22 protein-coding genes and 2 riboswitches are annotated in these 22,751 nt (G+C 69.9%); of the genes, 8 read left to right on the forward strand and 14 right to left on the reverse strand.

Annotated elements, in window-relative coordinates:
• Positions 1 to 11: 11 nt before the first annotated feature.
• Complete coding sequence (locus tag EH199_RS05850; protein ID WP_124808334.1) at positions 12 to 650, reverse strand: FMN-binding negative transcriptional regulator; 639 nt, start codon at positions 648 to 650, stop codon at positions 12 to 14.
• A 78-nt stretch (positions 651 to 728) separates the two neighbouring features.
• Entirely contained in the window at positions 729 to 2,126 is a 1,398-nt protein-coding gene (locus EH199_RS05855; RefSeq protein ID WP_255420443.1) for a PLP-dependent aminotransferase family protein, read from the reverse strand.
• Between the two features lie 240 nt (positions 2,127 to 2,366).
• Here EH199_RS05855 and EH199_RS05860 point away from each other — a divergent pair, with 240 nt between their 5' ends.
• The 3 genes from EH199_RS05860 to EH199_RS05870 all read left to right on the forward strand — a co-directional run bounded on the left by EH199_RS05860 (position 2,367) and on the right by EH199_RS05870 (position 6,035).
• Complete coding sequence (locus EH199_RS05860) at positions 2,367 to 2,834, forward strand: (2Fe-2S)-binding protein (protein WP_124808336.1); 468 nt, start codon at positions 2,367 to 2,369, stop codon at positions 2,832 to 2,834.
• Positions 2,831 to 4,948 (forward strand): xanthine dehydrogenase family protein molybdopterin-binding subunit, encoded by a 2,118-nt coding sequence (locus EH199_RS05865; RefSeq protein ID WP_124808337.1) that lies wholly within the window; start codon positions 2,831 to 2,833, stop codon positions 4,946 to 4,948. Before EH199_RS05860 ends, EH199_RS05865 begins: the two co-directional genes overlap by 4 nt.
• Positions 4,949 to 5,024: 76 nt before the next feature.
• Positions 5,025 to 6,035 (forward strand): sugar kinase, encoded by a 1,011-nt coding sequence (locus tag EH199_RS05870; RefSeq protein ID WP_190287152.1) that lies wholly within the window; start codon positions 5,025 to 5,027, stop codon positions 6,033 to 6,035.
• A gap of 12 nt (positions 6,036 to 6,047) precedes the next feature.
• Here EH199_RS05870 and EH199_RS05875 read toward each other — a convergent pair whose 3' ends face one another.
• Entirely contained in the window at positions 6,048 to 6,680 is a 633-nt protein-coding gene (locus EH199_RS05875) for a 2-dehydro-3-deoxy-6-phosphogalactonate aldolase (RefSeq protein ID WP_124808339.1), read from the reverse strand.
• A 124-nt stretch (positions 6,681 to 6,804) separates the two neighbouring features.
• Here EH199_RS05875 and EH199_RS05880 point away from each other — a divergent pair, with 124 nt between their 5' ends.
• Positions 6,805 to 7,512, forward strand: coding sequence for a FadR/GntR family transcriptional regulator (locus EH199_RS05880; protein WP_124808340.1), 708 nt, complete (start codon positions 6,805 to 6,807; stop codon positions 7,510 to 7,512).
• Positions 7,513 to 7,536: 24 nt separating this feature from the next.
• Here the strand turns inward: EH199_RS05880 and cobU are convergent, their stop codons facing one another.
• The 9 genes from cobU to EH199_RS05925 are packed head-to-tail and all read right to left on the reverse strand — an operon-like array spanning position 7,537 to position 16,109.
• Complete coding sequence (gene cobU, locus EH199_RS05885) at positions 7,537 to 8,070, reverse strand: bifunctional adenosylcobinamide kinase/adenosylcobinamide-phosphate guanylyltransferase (RefSeq protein WP_124808341.1); 534 nt, start codon at positions 8,068 to 8,070, stop codon at positions 7,537 to 7,539.
• A complete protein-coding gene (locus EH199_RS05890) occupies positions 8,067 to 9,527 on the reverse strand; it encodes a cobyric acid synthase (RefSeq protein ID WP_124808342.1) in 1,461 nt (486 codons plus the stop codon). The genes cobU and EH199_RS05890 overlap by 4 nt, the downstream gene beginning before the upstream one ends.
• The gene (cbiB, locus tag EH199_RS05895; protein WP_124808343.1) at positions 9,515 to 10,450 is read right to left on the reverse strand and encodes an adenosylcobinamide-phosphate synthase CbiB; all 936 of its coding nucleotides are present in this window, start codon (positions 10,448 to 10,450) and stop codon (positions 9,515 to 9,517) included. The genes EH199_RS05890 and cbiB overlap by 13 nt, the downstream gene beginning before the upstream one ends.
• Positions 10,443 to 11,441, reverse strand: a complete 999-nt coding sequence (locus EH199_RS05900) for an aminotransferase class I/II-fold pyridoxal phosphate-dependent enzyme (protein ID WP_124808344.1) — start codon at positions 11,439 to 11,441, stop codon at positions 10,443 to 10,445. Before EH199_RS05900 ends, cbiB begins: the two co-directional genes overlap by 8 nt.
• Positions 11,438 to 12,151 carry an adenosylcobinamide-GDP ribazoletransferase gene (locus EH199_RS05905; RefSeq protein ID WP_124808345.1) on the reverse strand — a complete coding sequence of 238 codons (714 nt, stop codon included), beginning with the start codon at positions 12,149 to 12,151 and terminating at the stop codon, positions 11,438 to 11,440. The genes EH199_RS05900 and EH199_RS05905 overlap by 4 nt, the downstream gene beginning before the upstream one ends.
• Positions 12,148 to 12,726, reverse strand: a complete 579-nt coding sequence (locus tag EH199_RS05910) for a histidine phosphatase family protein (RefSeq protein WP_124808346.1) — start codon at positions 12,724 to 12,726, stop codon at positions 12,148 to 12,150. Before EH199_RS05910 ends, EH199_RS05905 begins: the two co-directional genes overlap by 4 nt.
• The gene (gene cobT / locus EH199_RS05915; RefSeq protein ID WP_124808347.1) at positions 12,723 to 13,739 is read right to left on the reverse strand and encodes a nicotinate-nucleotide--dimethylbenzimidazole phosphoribosyltransferase; all 1,017 of its coding nucleotides are present in this window, start codon (positions 13,737 to 13,739) and stop codon (positions 12,723 to 12,725) included. The genes EH199_RS05910 and cobT overlap by 4 nt, the downstream gene beginning before the upstream one ends.
• 10 nt (positions 13,740 to 13,749) lie before the next feature.
• Positions 13,750 to 14,157, reverse strand: coding sequence for a DUF1636 domain-containing protein (locus EH199_RS05920; protein WP_124808348.1), 408 nt, complete (start codon positions 14,155 to 14,157; stop codon positions 13,750 to 13,752).
• On the reverse strand, positions 14,157 to 16,109 hold the full coding sequence (locus tag EH199_RS05925; RefSeq protein ID WP_124808349.1) for a TonB-dependent siderophore receptor: 1,953 nt from the start codon (positions 16,107 to 16,109) through the stop codon (positions 14,157 to 14,159). The genes EH199_RS05920 and EH199_RS05925 overlap by 1 nt, the downstream gene beginning before the upstream one ends.
• A 207-nt stretch (positions 16,110 to 16,316) precedes the next feature.
• A riboswitch (cobalamin riboswitch) is annotated at positions 16,317 to 16,508 on the reverse strand.
• Positions 16,509 to 16,566: 58 nt separating this feature from the next.
• A riboswitch (cobalamin riboswitch) is annotated at positions 16,567 to 16,768 on the forward strand.
• Positions 16,769 to 17,012: 244 nt separating this feature from the next.
• Between EH199_RS05925 and EH199_RS05930 the strand changes: the two genes are divergently transcribed.
• The 4 genes from EH199_RS05930 (at position 17,013) to EH199_RS05945 (ending at position 20,094) form a co-directional block, all read left to right on the forward strand.
• Positions 17,013 to 17,585 carry a hypothetical protein gene (locus tag EH199_RS05930; protein ID WP_124808350.1) on the forward strand — a complete coding sequence of 191 codons (573 nt, stop codon included), beginning with the start codon at positions 17,013 to 17,015 and terminating at the stop codon, positions 17,583 to 17,585.
• Entirely contained in the window at positions 17,582 to 18,184 is a 603-nt protein-coding gene (gene cobO / locus EH199_RS05935; RefSeq protein ID WP_124808351.1) for a cob(I)yrinic acid a,c-diamide adenosyltransferase, read from the forward strand. The genes EH199_RS05930 and cobO overlap by 4 nt, the downstream gene beginning before the upstream one ends.
• Positions 18,181 to 19,470: a cobyrinate a,c-diamide synthase gene (locus tag EH199_RS05940; RefSeq protein ID WP_124808352.1), complete on the forward strand. Its 1,290-nt coding sequence runs from the start codon at positions 18,181 to 18,183 to the stop codon at positions 19,468 to 19,470. The genes cobO and EH199_RS05940 overlap by 4 nt, the downstream gene beginning before the upstream one ends.
• A 129-nt stretch (positions 19,471 to 19,599) precedes the next feature.
• Positions 19,600 to 20,094 carry a flavin reductase family protein gene (locus EH199_RS05945; RefSeq protein ID WP_223806491.1) on the forward strand — a complete coding sequence of 165 codons (495 nt, stop codon included), beginning with the start codon at positions 19,600 to 19,602 and terminating at the stop codon, positions 20,092 to 20,094.
• A gap of 27 nt (positions 20,095 to 20,121) precedes the next feature.
• Here EH199_RS05945 and EH199_RS05950 read toward each other — a convergent pair whose 3' ends face one another.
• Both EH199_RS05950 and EH199_RS05955 read right to left on the reverse strand, forming a co-directional pair.
• Positions 20,122 to 20,604 (reverse strand): heme-binding protein, encoded by a 483-nt coding sequence (locus tag EH199_RS05950; RefSeq protein WP_124808354.1) that lies wholly within the window; start codon positions 20,602 to 20,604, stop codon positions 20,122 to 20,124.
• 26 nt (positions 20,605 to 20,630) lie between these two features.
• The gene (locus EH199_RS05955) at positions 20,631 to 22,745 is read right to left on the reverse strand and encodes a PQQ-dependent dehydrogenase, methanol/ethanol family (RefSeq protein ID WP_223806493.1); all 2,115 of its coding nucleotides are present in this window, start codon (positions 22,743 to 22,745) and stop codon (positions 20,631 to 20,633) included.
• Positions 22,746 to 22,751: the final 6 nt, after the last annotated feature.

Raw genomic sequence — 22,751 nt, forward strand, 5'->3', positions numbered from 1 at the left:
GCCCGTTTCGGCTATCCCGTCTCCCCGATGATCGCTTCCGCATCGTCCGTATCCAGGCGGTCCGCGTTGAGCCGCCGCATCCAGCCGGCCATCACCGGATCGGGATAGGCCGCCAGGATTTCCCTCAGCACGTCGACGTCTTCTTCCTGACCGAGCTTGAATCGCGCGTCCGTAGCGTGAACCGTTGCCCGAAAGCTAATGATTCTTGATAGCAAATTTGGCAAGCGCTCGCCAGCGTCCTCCACCTGCCATGGCCTGCCCTGCGATGCTTCCGCATGCTCCGTCAGCAGGCGGACCGCCGGCAGGGTCTCGCTGTCTTCCCCGAATGCGACCGTCACCTCGAAGGTAGCGACGGCGAAGTTCCACGTCGGCGCCCAGTGCGGGCGCGACACCAGCGCCGGCGAGACATAGCCCTGCGGCCCCATGAACAGGATCTGCGCGCGCGGATCGGCCCGCAGCGCGGCGACTTGCGCGTTGCGGCGCGAACAGTGGCCGATCAGCGCGACCACGGCGCCATCCGGCCCGGTTTCGGCGATCAGCGGCAGCGGCGTGGCGAAAAAGCCGGCCGGCCCGTTGTTGGTCAGCCAGGCCAGCGGATAGGCGGCCACAAGATCGGCAAGATCGCCGTTGGTTCCGGAAGGAAAGTCCATGGCGACGTTGTCACCAAGCGATTGGCCCTGAAAAAGCGCCAGATCGGCAAAAGCAAGGGGACCAGCTTCGCGGGCGGATCAACTGTGGCCCAGATGCCCCAGTATGCGGACGGCCTCCACCGTCCGTTCGCTGGGGTAGCTCGCGAACCCCAGGCGCAGGCCGTGCGGGGCATCGGGGGCCAGCCGATAGGAAGCGGACGCGGCGAAGGTGATGCCGGCGGCGGGCGCGCCGGCCTCGATCCGGGCCAGGGCATCGAGATCGAGGAATTCCAGCCACATCGCCAAGCCACCCGCCGGCAGCCGCGCGCTGACGAAATCGCCCAGCGCATCGCGCACCGCCTGCGCCAGCGCATCGCGCCGCGCGCCATAGACGCGCGTCGCCTTGCGCGCGTGGCGGCGCACCTCGCCCTCTTCCAGCAACAGGGCGATAGCGTCCTCGGTCAGGCTGTTGCCCATGCCGTCACTGATCGAAACCTGGTGGGCGGCGGCGGCGATCACCGGCGCGGGCGCGACGATATAGCCGACCCGGAGCGCCGGCAGCAGCAGCTTGGACAGCGAACCGACGTAGATCACCACGTCCGGCGCATAAGCAGCCATCGGCAGCAGCGGCTGTGATCCGAAGCGGAATTCGTGGTCGTAATCGTCCTCGATGATCGCGAAGCCGAACTGCCGGGCCAGCTCGACCAGGCGCAGGCGCCGTTCAGGGGCGAGCGAGACCGTGGACGGAAACTGGTGATGCGGGGTGACGAACACCGCGCAGACCTGCCCGTTGCGGCACGCCCTTTCCACCGCACCGACATCGATCCCCTCTTCGTCCAGCGCGACCGGCAGCACGGGCACGCCGGCGGCCTGGAAAGCGGCGACCGCCGGTTCGTAAGTCAGCGCCTCGGCCAGCGCGACCGCGCCGGGGCGGGCCAGCAGCCGCGCCGCCAGCGCAATGCCCATCTGGCTGCCGCGCGTGACGCAGACGTTCTCTTCGCTGACGACAAGGCCGCGCTCCTCGCGCAGCATCGCGGCCAGGCCCGAGCGCAGCCGCTCGCTGCCGCAGGGATCGCGATAGCCCAGTTGCTGCCGCCGCGCGGCATAGAGCGCGGCGGTGCGGAAGGCGCGCGCCAGCGCCTCGGGCGGAAACAGGCTGCCGTCGGGGCTGCCCTCATCGAGCTTGATGAGCCGTCCGGGCGGAACGGCAATCGGCCGCGACGGCGGCGGCACGAAGCGATAGATCGGCTGACGCCCGATCGGAGGGCTGCTTTCGCGGGTTTCCGGTCGTCCGCGCGGCAGGCTGGTCGCGACCGTGGTCCCCTTGCGGTCCGCCGTTTCCAGCCAGCCTTGCGCGACAAGCTCCTCGTAGGCGGTCACCACCGTCTTGCGGTTGAAGCCCAGTTCGTTGGCCAGTTCCCGGCTGCTGGGAAGCGGCGATCCCGGCTGGAGCCGTCCCCGTTCGATCTCGTGAATCAGCGCGTGGGCCAGCTGCATGTAAAGCGGCGTCGACCCGGCCGGCCGGATCCGCTTTTGCAGTGTCAGGGACCAGCCGCGTCGCATTGGCTCCCCTACTCCCCTCGAAATCTCAACGATGAAGGGACCAATCGGCCAGACCGCCCGGCAAAGTCAAGCGGCGGCCAGTGCCGGTTGCGCATATAAGGATTTTGCTTGGCCAACGGCTCGCCGCATAGTGCGGCCCGGACGCCAAGAGAGGCGCCAGATGGGGACAAGGGCATGAGTTATTCGCTGACGGTCAACGGCAAGCAAGTGACGGTGGACGCCAGCGCCATCGACATGCCGCTGCTGTGGGTGCTGCGCGACGTGATCGGGCTGACCGGCACAAAGTTCGGCTGCGGCGCGGGGCTGTGCGGCGCGTGCAGCGTGCTGATGGGCGGCGAACGCTTCTTCAGTTGCCAAGCCCCGGCGCGCGCGTTCATCGGCCAGCCGGTCACCACGATCGAGGGCCTGCGCGACGACCCGCTGGGCAAGCGCCTGCAGGATGCCTGGGTCGAAGCCGACGTGGTCCAGTGCGGCTATTGCCAGCCCGGCCAGCTGATCGCCGCCGCCGCGCTGCTCAAGGCCAACCCCGCGCCCGACGACGATGCGATCGAGGCGGGGATGAGCGGCAACCTCTGCCGCTGCGGCACCTACCCGCGCATCCGCAAAGCGGTGAAACTGGCGGCGGCGGGAGGCAAGGCATGAGCGGCGGCGTGGCTGGGGGGCTTTCGCGCCGGGGCGTGCTGCGCGGATCGGCCGCGCTTGGCCTTGCGCTGGTGGTGCCGCTGGGCCGGGCCTCCGGCGCGAAGGCCTCCGCGCTGTCCGCCAACGCCTTTCTCTCGGTGACGGCGGAGGGCGCCGCGCTTGCCCTGCCCAAGACCGAGATGGGACAAGGCGTGTTCACCACGCTCGCCATGCTGGTGGCGGAGGAACTGGGGCTGGCGCCCGCGCAAGTGGTCGTGACCATCCCCGAAGGCGACAGCGCGCGATTCGCGCCGATCGACCAGGGCACCGGCGGCTCCAGCTCGGTCCGGGAACTCTACAAGCCGCTGCGGCAGGCCGCCGCCAACGCCCGCGCCGCGCTGGTCGGCGCGGCGGCGCGGCAATGGGGCATCGCGCCCGAACGCTGCGACCTGGCCGGCGGCATGGTGATCGAGACCAAGGGCGGCCGCCGCCTGCCCGTTGGCGATCTGCTGGCCGCCGCCAGCGCCGCGCCGCTGCCCAAGGATGCGCCGCTCCGCCCGGGCAGCGCGCTGCGGGTCATCGGCAAGCCCACCCGGCGGCTCGACAGCCTGGCCAAGGTCACTGGCGAAACCGTCTATGGCATCGACGTGCGCCTGCCCGGCATGAAAGTGGCGATGCTGGCGCAATGTCCGATGTTCGGCGGCACGCTCGCCGCGTTCGACGAAAAGGCCGCGCGCGCCACGCCGGGCGTGGTGCAACTCGTCAAGGGCGCCGACGTGCTGTTCGTGGTGGCCGAGAACTACTGGGCGGCGATGCAGGGCTATATCGCCGCCAACCCGCAATGGACCGCGCCCAAGGCGCCGGCCGACCATGCGCATATCCTCGCCGGGCTGGACGAGGCACTGGCGAAGCCGGGGTTCGAGGCCAAGTCCACCGGCGATCTCGCCGCCGCCAAGGCAAAGGCGGCGCGTCCGTTCAGCGCTACCTATCGCCAGCCCTTCCTGGCCCATGCGCCGATGGAGCCGGGCAGCTGCACCGCGCACGTCACGCCCGAAGGCTGCACGATCTGGGCGGGATCGCAAGTGCCCGCGCAGGCGCGCGACGATGCCGCCAAGGCGCTGGGCCTGCCGGCGGACAAGGTCACGTTCCACAACTGCCAGATGGGCGGCGGCTTCGGCCGGCGGCTGGAGACCGACATGGTGGTGCGCGCGGTCGAACTGGCGCGCCAGGTGCCCTACCCGGTCAAGCTGATGTGGTCGCGCGAGGAGGACATGAAGCACGACATGTATCGCCCCGCCTATGCCGACCAGATCACGGCCGCGCTGGATGCCGGCGGCAGGCCGATCGGCTGGGAGCACCGGATCGCCGGCTCCTCGATCATGGCGCGGCTGCTGGGCCAGGGCTTCAACGGCGTGGATGCCGATGCGATCGAGGGCGCGGTCGCCATCCCCTACGCGCTCGACGCCCACCGCGTGACGTTCCAGCAGGCGGAAAGCGCGGTGCCTACAAGCTGGTGGCGCGGCGTGGGCGGGCTGCGCTCGGCCTTCGTGGTGGAAAGCTTCATCGACGAACTGGCACATGCCGCAGGGCAAGACCCACTGGCCTACCGCCTCTCGCTCGTCACCGACCCGCGCATCCGCGCCGTGCTCGAGCGGGCCGGACGCGAGGCAGGCTGGGGCACGCCGCTCCCTGCCGGCCAGGGACGCGGGATCGCCGTGCTGCAGCTGTGGGGCACGATCATCGCGCTGGTGTTGGAGGCGCGCGTTGCCGACGGCGCGATCACCGTGCCCCGGGCGACCGTGGCGGTCGATTGCGGGCTGGCGATCAACCCGCTGGGCGTGGCCGCGCAAGTGGAAAGCGGCGTCATCTTCGGCCTTTCCGCCGCACTCCATGGCGAAGTGACGATCAAGGGCGGGCGCGTCGAACAGTCCAATTACCACGACTACCGCATCCTGCGCCTGAACGAGGCCCCCGCCATCGCCACGCATATCGTCGACAGCGGCGCCGACCCCGGCGGCATGGGCGAACCGCCCTGCGCCGTGGTGGCGCCGGCGCTGGCCAATGCCGTGTTCGCCGCCAGTGGCAAGCGGCTGCGCACCCTGCCGCTGGCGATGGCGCTGGAACGGGCGTCCTGAACCGCGTTACACGCGCCGCTTGTTCCATCGTTATTTGTCATATAATTAATCGACGAGCGCGATGGAGAGGTGCCGGGTGTCCAGGATCATCTGTTTTGGCGAAATGCTGCTGCGCCTGGCCGCCCGGCCGCCGGCGCTGCTGGGGCAGGAAGGCACGCTCGACGCCACGTTCTGCGGCGCGGAAGCCAACGTCGCGGTAGCGTTGGCTGGGTTCGGGCACGATGCGGACCTCGTCACCCTGCTGCCCGACAACCGCCTGGGCCGGGCAGCGCGGGACGCTATTCGGGCATTCGGCGTGAACCTGGCCGGCACCCCGTTCACGTCCGGCCGGATGGGGCTCTATTTCCTTTCGCCCGGCGCCATGGCCCGGCCTGCGGAAATTCTCTACGACCGCGCGCATTCGGCATTCGCCGACCTCTCCCCCGATCTGTTCGACTGGCCCGCTCTCCTGAACGGCGCGGACTGGCTGTTCGTGGGCGGCATCACCGCGGCGCTGGGCGAAGGCCCGCTGGCGGCGTTGCGGTCGGCTATGGCCACGGCGCGCGAACGGGGCGTGCGCATCGTGTTCGACTGCAATTTCCGGCCAAGCCTGTGGCAGGGTCGGGAAGATCAGGCGAAACGCATCCTGCGCGAACTGTCGCTGGCCGCCGACGTCCTGCTTGCCGACCCGCGCGTGATCGGCCTGATGCTGGATCGTACTTTCGCCGATCCCGATCCCGCCACGGCCTTCCAGAACGCGGCGCAGGCCATGTTCGCGCTCGCCCCCGCCCTGACCCACGTCGCGGCGACGCACCGCGAAGTGTCCTCCAGCGACAACCAGCGCCTGACCGGCCTGCTCGCCAGCCGGGCGGGCGTGGCCCGCACCGCGCCCGTTGCGCTGGCGGCCATCGTCGACCGGATCGGCACGGGCGATGCCTTTGCCGCCGGCATCGTACACGGTCTGGCGCGCGGCATGGCGCCCGATCGCGCCGTCACGTTCGCGACGGGCTGCTCGCAGTGGGCGCACGCCGTATCCGGGGACTTCCTGCGCGCCAGCGAAGCAGACATCGAGAGCATCCTTGCCGGTGGCGGGGATGTCCGCCGCTAGGGTCGGGATCCGTTAGCGCCGCGCCTTCGCCGCGTGGAACGCGGAAACGATGGCCCGCGCATCGCTGGCGATGGCGTCCAGCGGCTTGCCGGGCCGGAACAGTGATCCTCCCATGCCGAAGCCGGTGGCGCCCGCCCGGAGATAATCGGCCATGTTGGCCGCGGTGATCCCGCCGACCACGAAGATCGGCACGTGCGGCGGCAACACCGCCCGGACGGCGCGGACACCGGCCGGCGGCATGGCTTCCGCCGGGAATATCTTGATGCCCGTGGCCCCCGCTTTCAGGGCCGCCATCATTTCGGTGGGCGTGAACACGCCCGGCAGCACGGTCATGCCCTTGCCCGCGGCATGGCCGACCAGCGCCGGATCGCAATGCGGCGATACCACCAGACGCGCGCCCAGGCTTTCCAGTTCGTCCACCTCCTCGGTGCGCGTCACGGTGCCCGCGCCGATCAGCGCGCGATCGCCGAGCGAACGGACAAGGCTGGCGATGCTGGCGAACGGGTCCGGCGAATTCATCGTCACCTCAAGGATGCCGAAGCCGGCCTCGACCAGCGCTTCCCCGACGGCCTGCGCTCTTTCCGGCTCAAGGCCGCGCAATACCGCAAACAGCGGCAAGGCATCGGCAAGCGTTACGACTGCCATGGCTGGGGTTTTCTCCTGTTCCCGATCGACGCAACGGCTTGATCCCGCCGCGCGGCGGCTCTATCACCATTTATCATATTAATACAGCGGCGATCCCGATCCGCAATCGGGACGGGAGCAGCCCATGACCCCCTTCGAAAACGGCGGCAAGGTTACCGCCCGCATTGTCGAAACGCTTGGGCGGGCGATCGTTGCCGGCGAATACGCGGATCGCCCTCTGCCCATTGAAGCGGACATCTCGGAACAGTTCAAAGCCAGCCGCAGCGTTACCCGCGAAGCCATCAAGATGCTGACGGCCAAGGGGTTGATCGCGTCCCGGCCCCGGCTCGGCACCAGCGTCGCGCCGGAGCGCGACTGGAATTTCCTCGATCCCGATGTGCTGCGCTGGCTGCTCAACCGGGGCCTTTCGCTCGATCTGCTGGCGGAGTTCACCGCCTTCCGCAGCGCCATCGAGCCGCAGGCCGCGTCGTTGGCGATCCGTCGCAACGATCCGGCAGCGACCGCGCGCATCGGGGAAGCGGCAGAGCGCATGACCAAGGGCGGGATGAGCCAGGAGGACGCTCTCCAGGCCGACATCGATTTCCATGTCGCCATCCTGCTCGCCAGCGGCAACCGCTTCATGATCCAGTGCCGAGATCTGGTCGAGACAGCGCTGCGCTTCAGCATCCGGCTGACCAACCGGCAAAAGGGCGTGGCGACTGCGGACAGCGACGCCCACCGGGCCATCGCCAACGCGATTGCCGCCGGCGATGCGGAACGGGCCGTCGGCGCCAGCCGCGATCTTCTCAACGAAGCCGCCGCGCTGATCGAGCAGGTGCGCCGGGCAGGGTGAAGGCGGAAGGCCAAGGCGCAGGGTTCATACCCCGGATACGACCGAGCCTGCGCCCTTCAAAACCATGGGCAGGCCGGCCGCGACGAACACGACCTCGTCCGCCATCGCCGCGAGCCGCTGGTTGAGCCTCCCGGCCTCATCACGGAAACGGCGGGCCAGCGCATTGTCGGGCACGATCCCCAGCCCCACCTCGTTGGCGACCAACGCCACCGGCACCGGACAGGCAGCGATGGCTTCGGCCAGCGTCGCGCCTTCGCCCTGCGGATCGCGGTCGGCCAGCAGGAGGTTGGACAGCCACAGCGTCAGGCAATCGACCAGGATCGCGGCGTGGCTCTCGCCGGCCCGCGCAATGGCGGCGGCAAGGGCAAGCGGCGCCTCTATGGTGTGCCAGCGCGCATTGCGGTCCGCGCGGTGCCGGGCGATCCGGTCGGCCATCTCGGCATCGAGCGCCTGCGCCGTGGCGATATAGGCGAGCCGGCCCGCGCAGGCTTCCACCCGCTGCTGCGCATAGCGGCTCTTGCCCGAACGCGCGCCGCCCAGCACGAGCAGGCTGGTCATGCGAGGCCCCGCCGCGCCAGCGCCTGCAGTCCTTCGATATCGAGGTGCCGCTCCAGTTCGCCCGCCAGTTCGTCAAGCGCGGCATCGACCGCACGGTCATGGTCCGCGCCGTTCGAGCGCGCGCCGATCCGCGCCAGCATGGCCGCGCGCAGGCCAGGTGCGGCGAACAGGCCGTGGCAATAGGTGCCGAACACACGCCCGTCGGCGCTGATCGCTCCATCGGCGCGCGCGCCGTCCAGGCAGGCGAAGGCACGGTCCGCGCCCGGCCCGGTGGTTTCGCCCATGTGCATCTCATACCCCTCGAACGCCGCGTCCAGCGCCACGCCCCGCACGCGCCGCAGCGCCTTTCCCGGGGTGAGCACGGTCTCCACGTCGAGCAGGCCCAGCCCGGCGATGTCGCACGGATCACCTTCGATCCCGAGCGGATCGGCGATCCGGCGGCCGAGCATCTGGTATCCGCCGCAAATCCCCAGCACCGCGCCGCCGCGCCGGTGATGGGCGAGGATGTCGATGTCCCAACCCTGCGCGCGCAGAAACGCCATGTCGGCGATCGTCGCTTTCGATCCCGGCAGCACGATCAGCGCGGCATGGGCGGGGATCGGCGTGCCGGGCGGAACCATCGCCACGTCCACCTCCGGCTCCTGCCGCAAGGGATCGAGATCGTCGAAATTCGCGATGCGCGGCAGGATCGGGCAGGCGACCAGCTTGCGCCCCGGCGTGACCGAGGCCGCGCGGTCGAGCACCACCGCATCCTCGCTGGGCAGGCGCGCGGTGGCCGCGATCCAGGGCACCAGCCCGAAGCCGCGCCAGCCCGTCAGCCGGGCGATCGCGTCGTAACCATCGGCGAACAGCGCCGGATCGCCCCGGAATTTGTTGACGATGAAGCCCCGGATCATCGCCGCGTCGGCCGGATCGAGCACCGCGCGCGTCCCCGCCAGCGAAGCGATCACCCCGCCACGGTCGATATCGCCCACCAGCACCACCGGCACATTCGCCGCACGCGCGAAACCCATGTTGGCGATATCGCCATCGCGCAGGTTGATCTCGGCCGGCGAGCCGGCGCCTTCGACCACCACCAGATCGCAGCGCGCGCGGAGGCGTTGCCAGCTTTCGAGCACTTCGGGCAGCAGGCTGCGCCGCCCTTCGCGGAAATCGGCCGATCCCAGCGTGCCACGCACCCGGCCATGGACCACGAGCTGCGACGTGCGATCCGCCTGCGGCTTCAGCAGCACGGGATTCATGTCGGTATGCGGCGCGGCGCGCGCGGCCAGCGCCTGCAACGCCTGCGCCCGGCCAATCTCGCCGCCATCGACCGTGACCGCCGCATTGTTCGACATGTTCTGCGGCTTGAACGGCAGGACGCGGATGCCCCGGTTGGCCAGCGCGCGGCACAGCCCCGCGACCAGCACCGATTTGCCCACATCGGAACCGGTCCCCTGCACCATCAGGCCAGCCATGCCATTCCTCCCGCTATCAGCCATCCCAGCCCGCAGGCCCTGACATAGACACGCCGCGCCGCGATCAGCGCGGCAAGGCCGGCCTCTCCTCCCGCACCGATCCACGGTTTGTCCAGCACCGCCCCGTCGTAACGGACCGGGCCGGCCAGCCGGACGCGGAGCACCCCCGCCATGGCCGCCTCGGGCCAGCCGGCGTTGGGAGAGGCATGGCGAGCATGATCGCGCCACACGATGCGCCAGCCGCCTCCGCCCGCCAGACAGAGCAGCAGCGCGGAAAGGCGCGCCGGTGCCAGATTCAGCAGATCGTCGCTGCGCGCCGCCGCCCAGCCGAACGCGCGCAGCGGCGGCTCGGGATGGCCGATCAGGCTGTCCGCCGTATTGACCGCCTTGTAGGCCCACGCACCCGGCAGCCCCAGCACGAGCAGCCAGAACAGCGGCGCGACCACGCCATCGCAGAAGCTTTCCGCCAGGCTCTCGATCGCGGCGCGGACGATTCCGGCATGATCGAGCGCGGCGGTATCGCGCCCCACGATCCTGCCCACGGCCTTGCGCGCGGCGGGCAGGTCATCGCGCGCCAGCGCCGCGATCACCGGGCGCACATGGTCGTCAAGGCTGCGCTGCGCCAGCGCGGGCCAGGCGGCCAGCGCGAGCAGAGGCCAGGCCAGTGGCCCCGCTGCCCGGCGGATCGCGTGCTCCACCGCCAGCGCCCCGAGCGCCGCAGCGGCGATCAGCAGCGCGACTGTGAGCACGCCCAGAACGCGCCGGGAAAAGTCACCTAAGCCGGGCCGGTTCCAGCGGCGTTCACAGGTTGCGATCAGGCGCGCGAACGCGCCGACAGGGTGCCCGGTCACCGCGTGCAGCCGGGCCGGCCAGCCCAGCCCGGCGTCGAGCGCCAGCGCGACCAGCGCGACAGGCTCAGCCATCGGCCCGTCCCTGCGCCAGCGCCGCATCCAGCCGCGCGCGTTCCGCGTCGTCGGCCGGCAGACCAAGGCGCAAGAGATCGGAGTGATCCGCGAAAGGCCGGGTCAGGATGCGGCGGCGGGCGAGCATGGCGAACAGCCGCCCGGCCTCCGGCGTGCGCACCAGCCGGAACAGCGGGCAGGCGCCCTCCGGCGAAAGGCCGTGGCGGCGCAGCACGCGATCGAGCGCGGCGGCCCGCGCCGGCAGCGCTAGCCGGGTCTGCGTGATCCACGCCCGGTCGGTATAGGCCGCCGCGCCGAGCGCCAGCGCGGCGGCATGGACCGGCCAATCGCCCAGCAGATGGCGCAGCGCCGCCAGGACCCCCTCCGGCGCGATCACGAAGCCCAGCCGCAACCCGGCAAGCCCGAAGAACTTGCCGAACGAGCGCAGCACGATCAGCCGACGCTGCGGGGCGACCAGCGCGGCCAGGCTGACGTCCGGCGCGCAATCGGCGAAGGCTTCGTCCGCGATCAGCCAACCGCCATGCGTTTCCTGATGCGCCAGCAAGGCCAGCGCGCGGGCGTGCGCGAGCACCGTGCCATCGGGGTTGTTGGGGTTGCCGAGGACGATGGCGGTTGCACGAGGCGGTGGGTCTTCGCCCGAAGCCAAAGCCGCTCCGGGCGCAAAGGCATCGCGATAGGTGCCATAGGAAAGCAACGGGTAGCGGCCCGGCAGGGCCAGCACGCGGGCCAGCAGGCGCAGCGCCGTCTCGCTGCCCGGCACGGCCATGCAAAGATCGGGCGCCACACCGAAATGCCCGGCGGCCCGCGCCTCCAGCCGGGCGAGCGCCTGCGTATCGGGCAGGCCGCGCCAGTCGATCGCCAGTGCCGGGGGCGGCTGCCACGGCACGGGATTGATCCCGGTCGAAAGGTCCAGCCAGTCCTCCGGCGCGCCGCCGAAGCGCGCGCAAGCGTCCGCGATCCGCCCGCCGTGGTGGGTGAAAGCCGCGCTCATCCGGTCACCGCCAGCACCAGCAGCCCCGCCGTTTCGAGCAGCTCGATCCCCGCGCCATGCCCGTCGCCCGAAAGGCCGCCGATCCGGGCGCGCAGCCACCACGCCCATAGCGGCACCAGACCGAGCACGAGCAGGAGCGCCGCGTTGGTCAGGCAAGCGCAGAAGGCCAGACACGCCAGCCAGACCGCGAAAACCCGGCCGGTCGCGCCAGCCCGGAACAGCGTGCCCATCCCCGCGTGCAACGGCGGCAAGGTGATCGCCCAGGCGATCGGCCCCAGCCGCGCCAAGACCGGCACCAGCAGCAGCGCGGGCGGCACCGACACGGTGAGGGCAAGGTGCAACAGCACCAGCTTGGCCGCCACTTGCAGCCCGATGGCGACCACACCGAAGCTGCCGATATGCGGATCGGCCAGCACGGCGGAGACGCGCGCGCGATCTTGGTGCGCCGCCCCGGCCGCGTCCGCGATGTCGCCCAGCCCATCGAGGTGCAGCGCACCGGTGATCGCGATCCACGCGGCCAGCGCCAGCAGCGCGGCAAGCCAGGGATCGCGGTGCAGACCCAGCCACGCGGCAGCGGCCACCGCGCTGCCGACGACCAGCCCGGCGGCGGGAAACCAGCGGATCGCCCGGCCGAAGTCCGCCTCGTCCGCCGGAATCACCGGCAGCGGCAGGCGCGTCAGGAATTGCAGGGCGAGCAGGCAAGGTCTCACGGCGCGTTCCCCGACCGGAGGTCCGTGATCTGGCCAGCCGGCTTCTCCCCCGGCCAGACCTTGAACGAGAGCAAGGCGCCATAGGGCAGGTCCAGCGCCCAGACGGCGCGATGGTCCAGCCCGGTCAGGACCGAGACCGCCGCGCGCATCGCGCCGGCGTGGGTGACGACCAGCGTCGCGCGATCGCGTTCGCGGATCGCCTGCCCTACCCGGTGGCACAGGGCCGACCAGCGCTCGCCGCCCGGCGGGGGGCAGGCATCGGGATCATCCCAGAACCGGGCGAGATCGGCCTGCGGCACGGCGTCCGGGGCACGGCCGTCCCAGGCTCCGAAATCGAGTTCGCGCCAGCGCGGATCGACAGCCAGCGGCAAGGCGCGGGCCTGCGCGAGCGCTTCCGCCGAGGCCCGCGCGCGCCGGAGATCGGACGTGACGATCCCCGCGACGTCCAGCGCCATCGCCGGCGCGAGCAGCCTTGCGCAGCCGGGATCGTGCGCCGCAACGTCGGTGTGCCCCAGCAGCAGGCCGGGCCGCAGCGGCGGACCGTGCCGCAGCAGGTGAAGCGTCACGGCTTTCATAGGGCCTGCGCCACCGCCGCTTCGGCAAAGGTCGCCATGCCGTTGTGGGCGGCAAGGGCGGCGCGCACCAGTGGCACCGCGACCGCCGCGCCCGATCCCTCGCCCAGCCGCAGATCGAGGCGCAGCAGCGGCTCCAGCCCGAAGTGCCCGAGCAGCCGCGTATGCGCCTGTTCGGCCGAGCAATGCGCGGCAAGGCAATGATCGGTAAATGCGGGCTGTGTGGCGACCAGCGGAGCAATCGCCGCGCAACAGATGAACCCGTCAAGCAGCACCGGCACGCGCAGCCGCCGGGCGGCCAGTATCGCGCCGGCCATGGCCGCGATTTCGCGCCCACCAAGCCGTCGCAACGCCTCGAACGGGGTAACGCTCTGCGCACCATGCAACGCCAGCGCGCTTTCGACGGCCGCGACCTTGCGCGCGATGCCGGCGGCGTCGACGCCGCTGCCGCGCCCGCACCAGTCCACCGCATCGCCACCGAAAGCCTGCGCGCACAGCGCGGCGGCGGGCGTGGTGTTGGCGATCCCCATTTCGCCCACGAAAAGAAGATCGGTATCCGCCGCCACGCTTTGCGCCCCGGCATTGAGCGCGGCGAGGCATTCCGCCTCGCTCATCGCCGCCGCGCTGGCGATGTCGCCGGTCGGGCTGTCAAGATCGAGCGCGACCACGGACAGCGCCGCGCCGCACGCCCGCGCCAGCGCGTTGATCGCCGCGCCGCCGGCCTGGAAATTCGCGACCATCTGCGCGGTCACGTCCACGGGAAAGGCGCTGACGCCGCGCGCGGCCACGCCGTGGTTGCCGGCGAACACGGTCGCCCGCACCCGATCGAGCACCGGCCGTTCGCGCCCCTGCCAACCCGCCATGAACAGCGCGATCTCCTCCAGCCGCCCCAGCGATCCCGCCGGCTTGGTCAGCACCGCCTGCCGCGCGCGCGCCGCGGCCAGCGCGGCATCGTCGGGCCGCGGCAAGGCGTCGAGCGCGGCGCCGAACGCTGCCGCATCTTGGAAGCGGATCATGGGCAGACAATCATGGGCAGACATGGCCTTCAGGCGGCGTGCGCGTGATGAAGTGCCCCTTCACGCCTTCCGGCCATTCGGCATAGGGCACCACGCCTTCCCTGCTTTCGGCGTGGCGCGCGGCATAGCTCAGGATCGCGCGGGCCGCCGCCTCGTCGGGCGTGAAGCCGCCCAGCACGTAGCCAATCCGGCCGGGCGCGCGGATATGGACCGTGCAATGGCGCTGGCAGGCGAACAGGCAGGCCATTTCCTGCACCGCCACGCCGGCAAGGGCCGGTTCCTGTGCCTGAACCTGCCGCAAGGCCTCGGCGAGCAGCGCGCCACCGCGCCGCCCGCCTTCGTCCTCGCGCCGGTCGGCGGACAGGCGGCAGGTGGAGCAGACCACCACTGCCGGCCCCGCTGCAACCGCGCGCAGCATCAGAACCGGCTCCGCAGGCCGATGTAGACCGTCCGGCCCAGGCTGCCGTAACCGCTGGCGGTCTCGTAGTGCCGGTCGGCCAGGTTTTCGATGCGGCCATGGACCGTCAGCCCACCAGCCACGCGCCACTGCACGCGCAGGTCGACCAGCCAGTAGTCGGGCAGGGTCGCGCGGCTGCCCGCGCGGTCGAACGTTGCGCCGGCGTAGCGCGCGGCCACGCTGGCCTTCACCCCTTGCGGCAGCTCGATCCCGCCTTCGATATCGGCGAGATGGCGCGGCACGCGGGCAAGCTGGCGGCCGAAGTCGGCGCCGCCGGGCGACCGGTCCTGCGCGGAGATCCAGCTGTAGTTGGCTTGCGCGAACAGCACGCCGATCCGCGCATCCCCGCTCAGTTCGATGCCCCGCGCGTGCGCCTTGCGGACATTGGCGTAATAGCCGAAGCGCGTCGTGGTGGTGCTGGGCACGTAGCAGGACGCGGGCAGCGCGCCGCTGGTGGGGCAATAGGCGAAGTCGATCAGGTTGTCGGTGTCGCGCTCGAACCATGCCGCGGAACCGTGCAGCACGCTGCCCAGCGTCTGCTCGAAGCCGGCCGACCAGCCCCTCGCCCTTTCGGGCCGGAGGTCCGCGTTGCCGTAGAGGCTGAACAGCTGGTAGAGCGACGGAGCCTTGAACCCGTCGTCATAGCTGGCGCGCAGCACCGTCCTGCCCGCGTTGGGTGTATAGACCCCGCCGGCGCTGAACACCGTGTTGCCACCGAAGCGCGACTGGTGATCGTAGCGCACGCCGCCGTTGAGCGTCAGCCCGGCAAGCGGCGTCGCGCGCAGCTCGCCATAGAGGCTGTCAGTCGAAGCGGTCTGGGGCACCAGTGTGTAGGGCGCGGTGTTGTTGCCCGGCGAGGCCGTGGTCATCCGCTGTTCCTCGCGCTCGGCGCCGAACACCGCCTGCACCGCGTCGGAAAGGCGCAGCGATCCCTGGTACTCGAAGCGGCGGACGCGGCCGTGGGCATCGAAGTTCAGCGGACGGATCGCGCGGGCGGGGTCGTAGTTCTCGCGGTCCGTCTCGGTCTGCATCGCCGCCAGCCGGTTGGTGAAACGGCCATTGAGCAGCGCCAGATTGAGCCCCGCATAGCCCGACCATTCCTTCGTCCGGCCATAGATGAGCGAATCGCCCGCCGTGCTGTCGAAATCGTTGCGCGCGTCGGCCCAGTAACCGCGCAGGTCCAGCGACAGGTTCGGCGTCAGCTTGACCGTGGCTGTGCCACTGGCGGAGGTGCGGCGGTATCCGTCGGGCTCGGTGCCGTTGCTGCGCGCCGAAATGCCGTCGGTGGAGAAGGTCGAGGCGGACAGCCGCCAGTCGACCAGCGTGCCCGTGCCGCCGACGCCGGCTTGCGCGTTCACCGTATCGTGCGTGCCCGCCTCGACCGCCAGGCCGCCTTCCAGCGGCTTTTCCGCCCGGCGCGTGGTCACGTTGATGACGCCGCCGATCGCGTCGCTGCCCCACAGGATCGATTGCGGACCGCGCAGGATCTCGATGCGTTCGATGTCATCGACCAGCAGGTTGGCGAAAGCATAGCCGCCGGACGTGGCGGAAGGATCGGACAGGCGCATCCCGTCGATCACCATCACCGACTGGCCAGCGTCCGCGCCACGGATGCGCAGCGACGTGGCGGCGCCGTAACCGCCGTTGCGCGACAGGCTGATGCCCGGCGTGCGGACCAGAAGATCGGTCACGGCCAGCGGCTGCGCCTGGCGGATGGCCGCCTCGTCCAGCACGGTGACGGTGGAGGAGACGCGATCCTGCGCGACCGGCGTGCGCAGCGCGGTGACGACGATGGAGGTGTCGGGAACGGCGTCAGGGGCCGGATCTTCGGGGTAAGGGGCAGCATGGGCGGCCACGGGAAGGCCCAGCGAAAGGGAAAGGGCAGAAACAACGGAACAACGGGTCAGGCGCATGGTGCGGTTCCCTGGATACGAACGGCGATGACCTGCCGCTCGGACCGCAAGGAAAACGCCCGCCGCGCGACGCCCCGGCGAGGTGGCCGGAGGGCACGAGACGACGCTTCCCGCACGGTCTTCCCGGCAGGCAGTGGCTGTCGTTGCGCGAGGGATCGTCCCGCCTTTGGCGCGGGAACCTCGAACGTCCGGTGCACCCTGCCCGAACGAAGAACGACCGCGTCAGGCAGGTCTCCTGGCTCACGGGTCAATGCCGGTCCGGCCGCCTTCTCAGGACGGTGAAGTCCCAATGGCGTGATGGCCGGTCGGCTCGCCGCTTACAGTTGCAGGGGCAGCCGGGGTTTCGCACCCCGTTCCCTTTTGATCCCCTTCCGGGGAACCTGTCGCAGAGCGGCGGATAGCTTCGCGCCGGCGCTGCCGCAAGCGCGAATGCTTGCGGCAGCGCACCGGTTCGCTTATCACCGGCGGCGTAACGGGTGCCCGAAAGGGCTTAATCGGGAAGTCCGGCCGGCGGAAATCCGCCGAATCCGGCACTGCTCCCGCAACTGTGACCGGTGAGCGCATCGCCATCATGCCATTGGGGTTCCGGCCCTGAGAAGGCGGCGACAGGCGCGATGATCCGGGAAGTCAGGAAACCGGCCCGCTATCGTCGTTCCTTCGCGCGGGCGGGATGCACCGGGCGGACGAGGGCTTCTCCCTTGGCGGACGACATAAGTGCGTTTGTTGCCGAAGGGGGCCTGTGATGAACTGCGTCTGACATCCACGACAACCGCAGCAGGCGTGCGCCCCGGCCCCGAGCTTTCGGTTCCGCGCCCGCCCGCGCATCGCAAAGGCCCCCGCGCCGCAGCCGATGGTCGCGTGCGCGGCCACAACGCGAAATCCAACCCGTTCAGGAGACCCCTCATGGTCCGTAATACCCGGTTCGAACTGTCCGTCTTCGGGCTTCTCGCCCTCGTCATGCTCATCACGCGCAGCCATTCGCTGAGCCAGGTCATCCACCTGCCCGATACCAGCCTGGCCAGCTTCTTCGTGCTCGGCTTCTTCGTCCGCCGCGCGGCCGCGTTCGGCGCGCTGTTCCTGCTGGGCTATGCCATCGACGTGGTGGTGATCGGCTGGTTCGGCCAGTCGGCCTTCTGCTTTACGCCCGCCTACGGGATGCTGGTGCCCGCCTATGGCGTGATGTGGCTGGCCGGACGGTACGCGCAGGCCCGGCTGGGCGAAAGCCTGGCCGCCCTGCCGATCATGGCCGTGCTGCTGATCTGCGCCACGTTCGCGTCCGAACTGCTTTCGAGCGGCGGTTTCTACTTCCTCGGCGGCCGCTTCGCCGATCCGACACTCGCGGGCTTCCTGCCCCGCATCGGGCGCTATTTCCCGTCGACGCTGTGGGCGACGCTCGGTTGGAGCGGCCTGGCCGCCGCCGCGTTCTCGCTGCTGTTCCTGATCCGGCCCGAGCTGCGCGAAAGCGAGCGCCGGTGAGCGGGTCCGAAGACAACGCGCACCGCGAGCGCACCCGCCGGCACAAGGCGGTGGTCGACGCCAAAATCGCCGCCGCCACGCGCGACAAGGGCCTGCTGCTGGTGCTGACGGGCAACGGCAAGGGAAAGTCCTCCAGCGCCTTCGGCATGGTCGCGCGCACGCTGGGATACGGTCGCAAGGCGGCCGTGTTCCAGTTCATCAAGGGGGCCGAGAACGTGGGCGAGCGCGCCTTCTTCTCGCGCCATCCCGACGTGATCTGGGAAAAGTGCGGCGAAGGCTTCACCTGGGAAACGCAGGACCGCCAGCGCGATATCGCCGCCGCGCGCGCCGGCTGGGAAAAGGCCAGGGCCGCGCTGGCCGATCCGGCGATCAGCCTCGTGGTGCTGGACGAGCTGACCTACCTCGTCACCTATCGCTATCTCGCGCTCGACGAGATCATTCCCGCGCTGGAAGCGCGACCGGCGATGCAGCACGTCGTCATCACCGGCCGCGCCGCCGACGAGGCGCTGATCGCCGCCGCCGACACCGTCAGCGCGATCCGCGACGTGAAGCACGCCTTCCGCGACGGCGTGCGCGCGCAGGAAGGGATCGACCGGTGAAGGCGGCGCGGTGCCCGGCCCTGCTGGTCAGCGCGCCGGCATCCGGGCAAGGCAAGACGCTGGTGACGGCGGCGCTGGCCCGCCGTCACCGCCAGGCCGGGCGCAAGGTTCGCGTATTCAAGTGCGGCCCGGACTTCCTCGATCCGATGATCCTCGAACGGGCGAGCGGCGCGCCGGTCTATCAGCTCGACCTGTTCATGGTGGGCGAGGCCGGATGCCGCCGCCTGCTAGCCGATGCCGCGCGCGAGGCCGATCTCATCCTCGTCGAAGGGGTGATGGGCCTGTTCGACGGCGATCCGTCCGCCGCCGATCTGGCCGCCCGCTTCGGCCTGCCGGTGCTGGCGGTGGTGGACGGCAGCGCCACGGCGCAGAGCTTCGGCGCGCTGGTCCATGGGCTTGCCTCCTACCGCGACGACGTGCGGGTGATCGCGGCGCTGGCCAACCGCGTTGCGGGAGAGCGTCACGCCGCCATGCTCGGCCAAAGCCTGCGCGGCGGCGTGCAGTGGCTGGGCGCCCTGCCCCGCGATGCCGGGATCGCCTTTCCCGAGCGCCATCTCGGGCTGGTGCAGGCGGACGAGATCGCCGATCTCGACGGGCGCATCGACCGGGCGGCCGCCGCGCTGCCGGGCGACGCCTGCTGGCTGCCGGCGCCGGTGGATTTCGCCGGACACGAAGCCCACACCTCCGCGGGACGCGATCTCGCCGGACTGCGGATTGCCGTCGCGCAGGACGCGGCGTTCGGTTTCCTCTATCCCGCCAACCTCGATTGCCTGCGCGCGATGGGCGCCACGCTGGCGTTCTTCTCGCCCCTCGCCGATGCCACGCTGCCCCCATTCGACGCGCTGTGGCTGCCCGGCGGATACCCGGAACTTCACCTCGACCGGCTGGCCGGCAACCACGCCATGCGCGATGCCATCCGCGCGCACCATGCGGCGGGAAAGGCGGTGCTCGCCGAATGCGGGGGCATGCTCTATTGCCTGGAGGCACTGGACGACGGCAAAGGCGCGCACGCCCCGATGCTGGGCCTGATGCCGGGCCGGGCGACAATGCAGGCGAGCCTTGCCGCGCTGGGATTGCAGGACATGGCCTTGCCCGCGGGCAGCCTGCGCGGCCACACGTTCCACTATTCCAGGATGGATACCCCGTTATCCCCCGTTACCCGGGCCAAAAACCCCGGCGGCCGGACCGGCGAAGCCCTGTTCCGGCAGGGATCGCTGCACGCCACCTACATGCATTTCTATTTCCCCTCCTCGCCCGCCGCTGTCGCCAGCCTGTTCGGGGCATGACCCGGCTGGGTCCTGCACATGAAGACGGACGATTCCTGCGCAGATCGCATATAACCCGCGTGGCGCGATGCGATAAATCCGGCGCAGTTTCGCATCCCGGGATCAGGCAGGCAATCGATGGCAATCAACATGACCACGACCATAGACAGCCGGCTCAAGCGCGTGCTGCGGCACATGCCCGCGCCGGTGGGCATCGTCACCAGCTTCGATCCCGCAACGAACGCACCCGTCGGCCTCGCCATGTCAGCGATCATGCCGGTGTGCCTCGATCCCTGCGCCATGGCCATCTGCGTCAACCGGTCGGGATCGAGCCACGACGCGATGATCCGCGCGGGGCGTTTCTGCATCAACCTGCTGCATGACGCGCATGACGCTCACATGGCGCCGTTCGCCGGTGCGGCCGCGCGCGAGGAACGCTTCGCGCAGGATGACTGGCACCAGCACGGGCCGGTCTGGTTCATCGAAGGGGCGCCCGCGAACATCTTCTGCGACATTCGCGAGCGCGTGCCCTATGGAACCCACGATCTGCTCGTGGGCGAGGTCTACGACCTGTTCGACAACGGCGGCGAGGATATCCTTGGCTGGGCGAACGGTGCGCTCGGCCGGATCAACCCGCTGCGGTAACCTTCCCTGCGAAGGCGCCGGCCATGCTCAATCCGCTTTCGAACCTCCGCTCAGCCCCGCCTGCGCGATGGTCTCGTCTTCATCGGGCGCGCCGCCACTCACGCCGATCCCGCCGATAACCGCGGAGGCCGATGCGATCGGCAGACCGCCGGTGACCATCACCACGTCGGGAACCGACAAGGAAGCGGGCTTCCCACCATCGACCTGCTGTTCCAGCATCCGCGTCGGCACACCGACCGCTGCCGCAGTAATCGCCTTTCCTTCCGCGACCTTGAGGCTCACGAACGAAGCCCCGTCCATCCGCTGAGCCAGGATCACGCGCCCTTCGCGGTTGACCACCACGATGGACACCGCGCGCTGCATGGCGCTGGCCTTGCTGGCAGCCGAAGCCGCCATGCGGATCGCATCCTGCAGCGCCAGCATGGGCCGCACCGTCTGCGCCGCCGCCGGTATGCCCGTGCAGAACAAGCATCCGGCCATGGCCGCCAGAGCAACAAAGAAAATCCGCATCCTTTATTCCCCGCTCAATGCCCCGATCAGTGCATGGTCTTGGCGCCGGCTTCGTCCTTCTTCACCGGCGCGGCCAAATAGGCATGGATCGCCATTGCATCGTCCTTGCTCAGCACATCGGCGAACGAGGCCATGCCCGCGTAAGAATAGGCGCCGCCCAGCACGATCTGCTCGAACACCTCGTGCGTTTCGGGCGCCATCTTCCAGAGATCCGGGTAGCCGCCAGGGCTGTCTGCCGAAGCGTGGCAGCGCAGGCAATTGTGCGCGAAAAGCTGCTGCCCACGCCTGACCTGCTCCTCGCTACCCCGGAACCTTGCGGGAGCGGGCACAAGCGGCGTTGCCACAACGCGCGGCGGCAGCCTGGGCTGGTCACCTCCGATCCGGAAGACCAGGAGGCGCGGCGCGTTGACCCGGTCCATCGCCGCCCATCCCGGCAAAAATGACCGATTCATCGCGCCACCGAACCCGGCCGCGACCGCAACATACTGAGTGCCATCGATCGTGTAGCTCATCGGCGAAGCCAGAATACCGGTGCCGATATTGATCCGGTGCAGCAGCGTGCCACTGCGCCCGTCATAGATGTTGAGATAACCATCGGCCGACCCCTGCATGACCAGGCCGTTGCTGGTGGTCATTGTCCCGCCGCTCCAGAACGGCATGACGCGAGAGGTCCAGGCCACCTTCTGCTTCACCGGGTCCCAGGCTTTCAGCACCTGTTCGAAGCGCGGCGCGGGCTGGCCCGCCAGCACACTGGCATCCTGCGTTCCGCCCCAGGACGCCACGGTCGGGAAAGCGCCGACCGATCCCTGCACGTTGCTGTAGGGGCGATAGGGCGTGGGGGCCATCGAGAAGATCATCGGCGCTTCGAGGACCGGAATATAAACAAGTCCCGTTTCGGGGCTGTAGGACATCGGCGGCCAATTGTGTCCGCCGGCTTCCGAAGGCCAGACCAGCTTGGCCTTTTCCGAAAAGTTCGACTGATCGGAGATGACCGGCCGTCCGGTCTTGAGATCGACGCGATCGGCCCAGGTGACCGTGGTGTATTTCTCGGCCGACAGCAGCTCGCCGGTCAGGCGGTCCAGCACGTAGAAGAACCCGTTCTTGGGCGCCTGCATGATGACCTTGCGCCGCTTCCCGCCGATATCGAGATCGGCCAGGATCATGTTCTGCGTGGCGGTGTAGTCCCAGCTATCGCCGGGCGTGGTCTGATAGTGCCACTTCTTGCGACCGGTATCCGCATCGAGCGCGACGATCGAGGACAGATAGAGGTTGTCACCACCCGCCGGGCTGCGCAACCACAGCGGGTGGGGCGATCCGTTGCCCGTGCCGAGGTAGACGGTGTTGGTGTCCGGATCGTAGACGATCGAATCCCACGGCGTTCCGCCGCCACCCAGGTCCCAGGCCGAATGCGGGTCCCAGGTCTTGCGCGCCTCGGTCACGTCCGGGCTTTCGTCCGGCCCGGCCTGCGGATCGCCCGGCACCACGAAGAAGCGCCATGCCAGCTTGCCGGTGCGGCGGTCATAGGCGCTGGCATAGCCGCGCACGCCCATCTCGCCGCCGCCATTGCCGATCACCACGACATTGCCCGCCACGCGGGGCGCGCCGGTGATGGCATAGCTGCGCGACCGGTCGGTGATCGTATCGGCCTTCCACAGCGGCTTTCCGGTCTTCGCGTCGAGCGCCACGAGATAGCCGTCGAGCGTGGCGACATAGACCGTGCCATCGACCACGGCGACGCCGCGATTGACCGCGTCGCAACAGGTGCGCCGGGCAAACGATCCGTCGACGTCGGGATCGTACTGCCACAGGAGGCGACCGGTCCGCGCATCGAGCGCATAGACCACGCTCCACGGCCCGGTGGCATACATCACGCCATCGACGACTACCGGCGTGGCTTCCACGCCGCGATTGGTCCGCCCGCGCACCACGAAGCCGTCGAACTCCCAGGCGACCCCCAGCTTGCCCACGCTGGCGGCATCGATCTGCCCTTCGGGATAGTGATAAGCGGTTTCGAGCGCCCACTGCGGATCAGGCGCCTGTGTGCCGGCCAGGGCGTGCCAGCCCGCCAGCCCCGCAATGATCCCGGCGGACATGCCCAGCCATCCCCTGCCGAACCACGTGTTCCTTGCTGTCCCGTGCATTTCAGT

Source organism: Novosphingobium sp. LASN5T (assembly GCF_003856955.1).
GTDB lineage: Bacteria > Pseudomonadota > Alphaproteobacteria > Sphingomonadales > Sphingomonadaceae > Novosphingobium.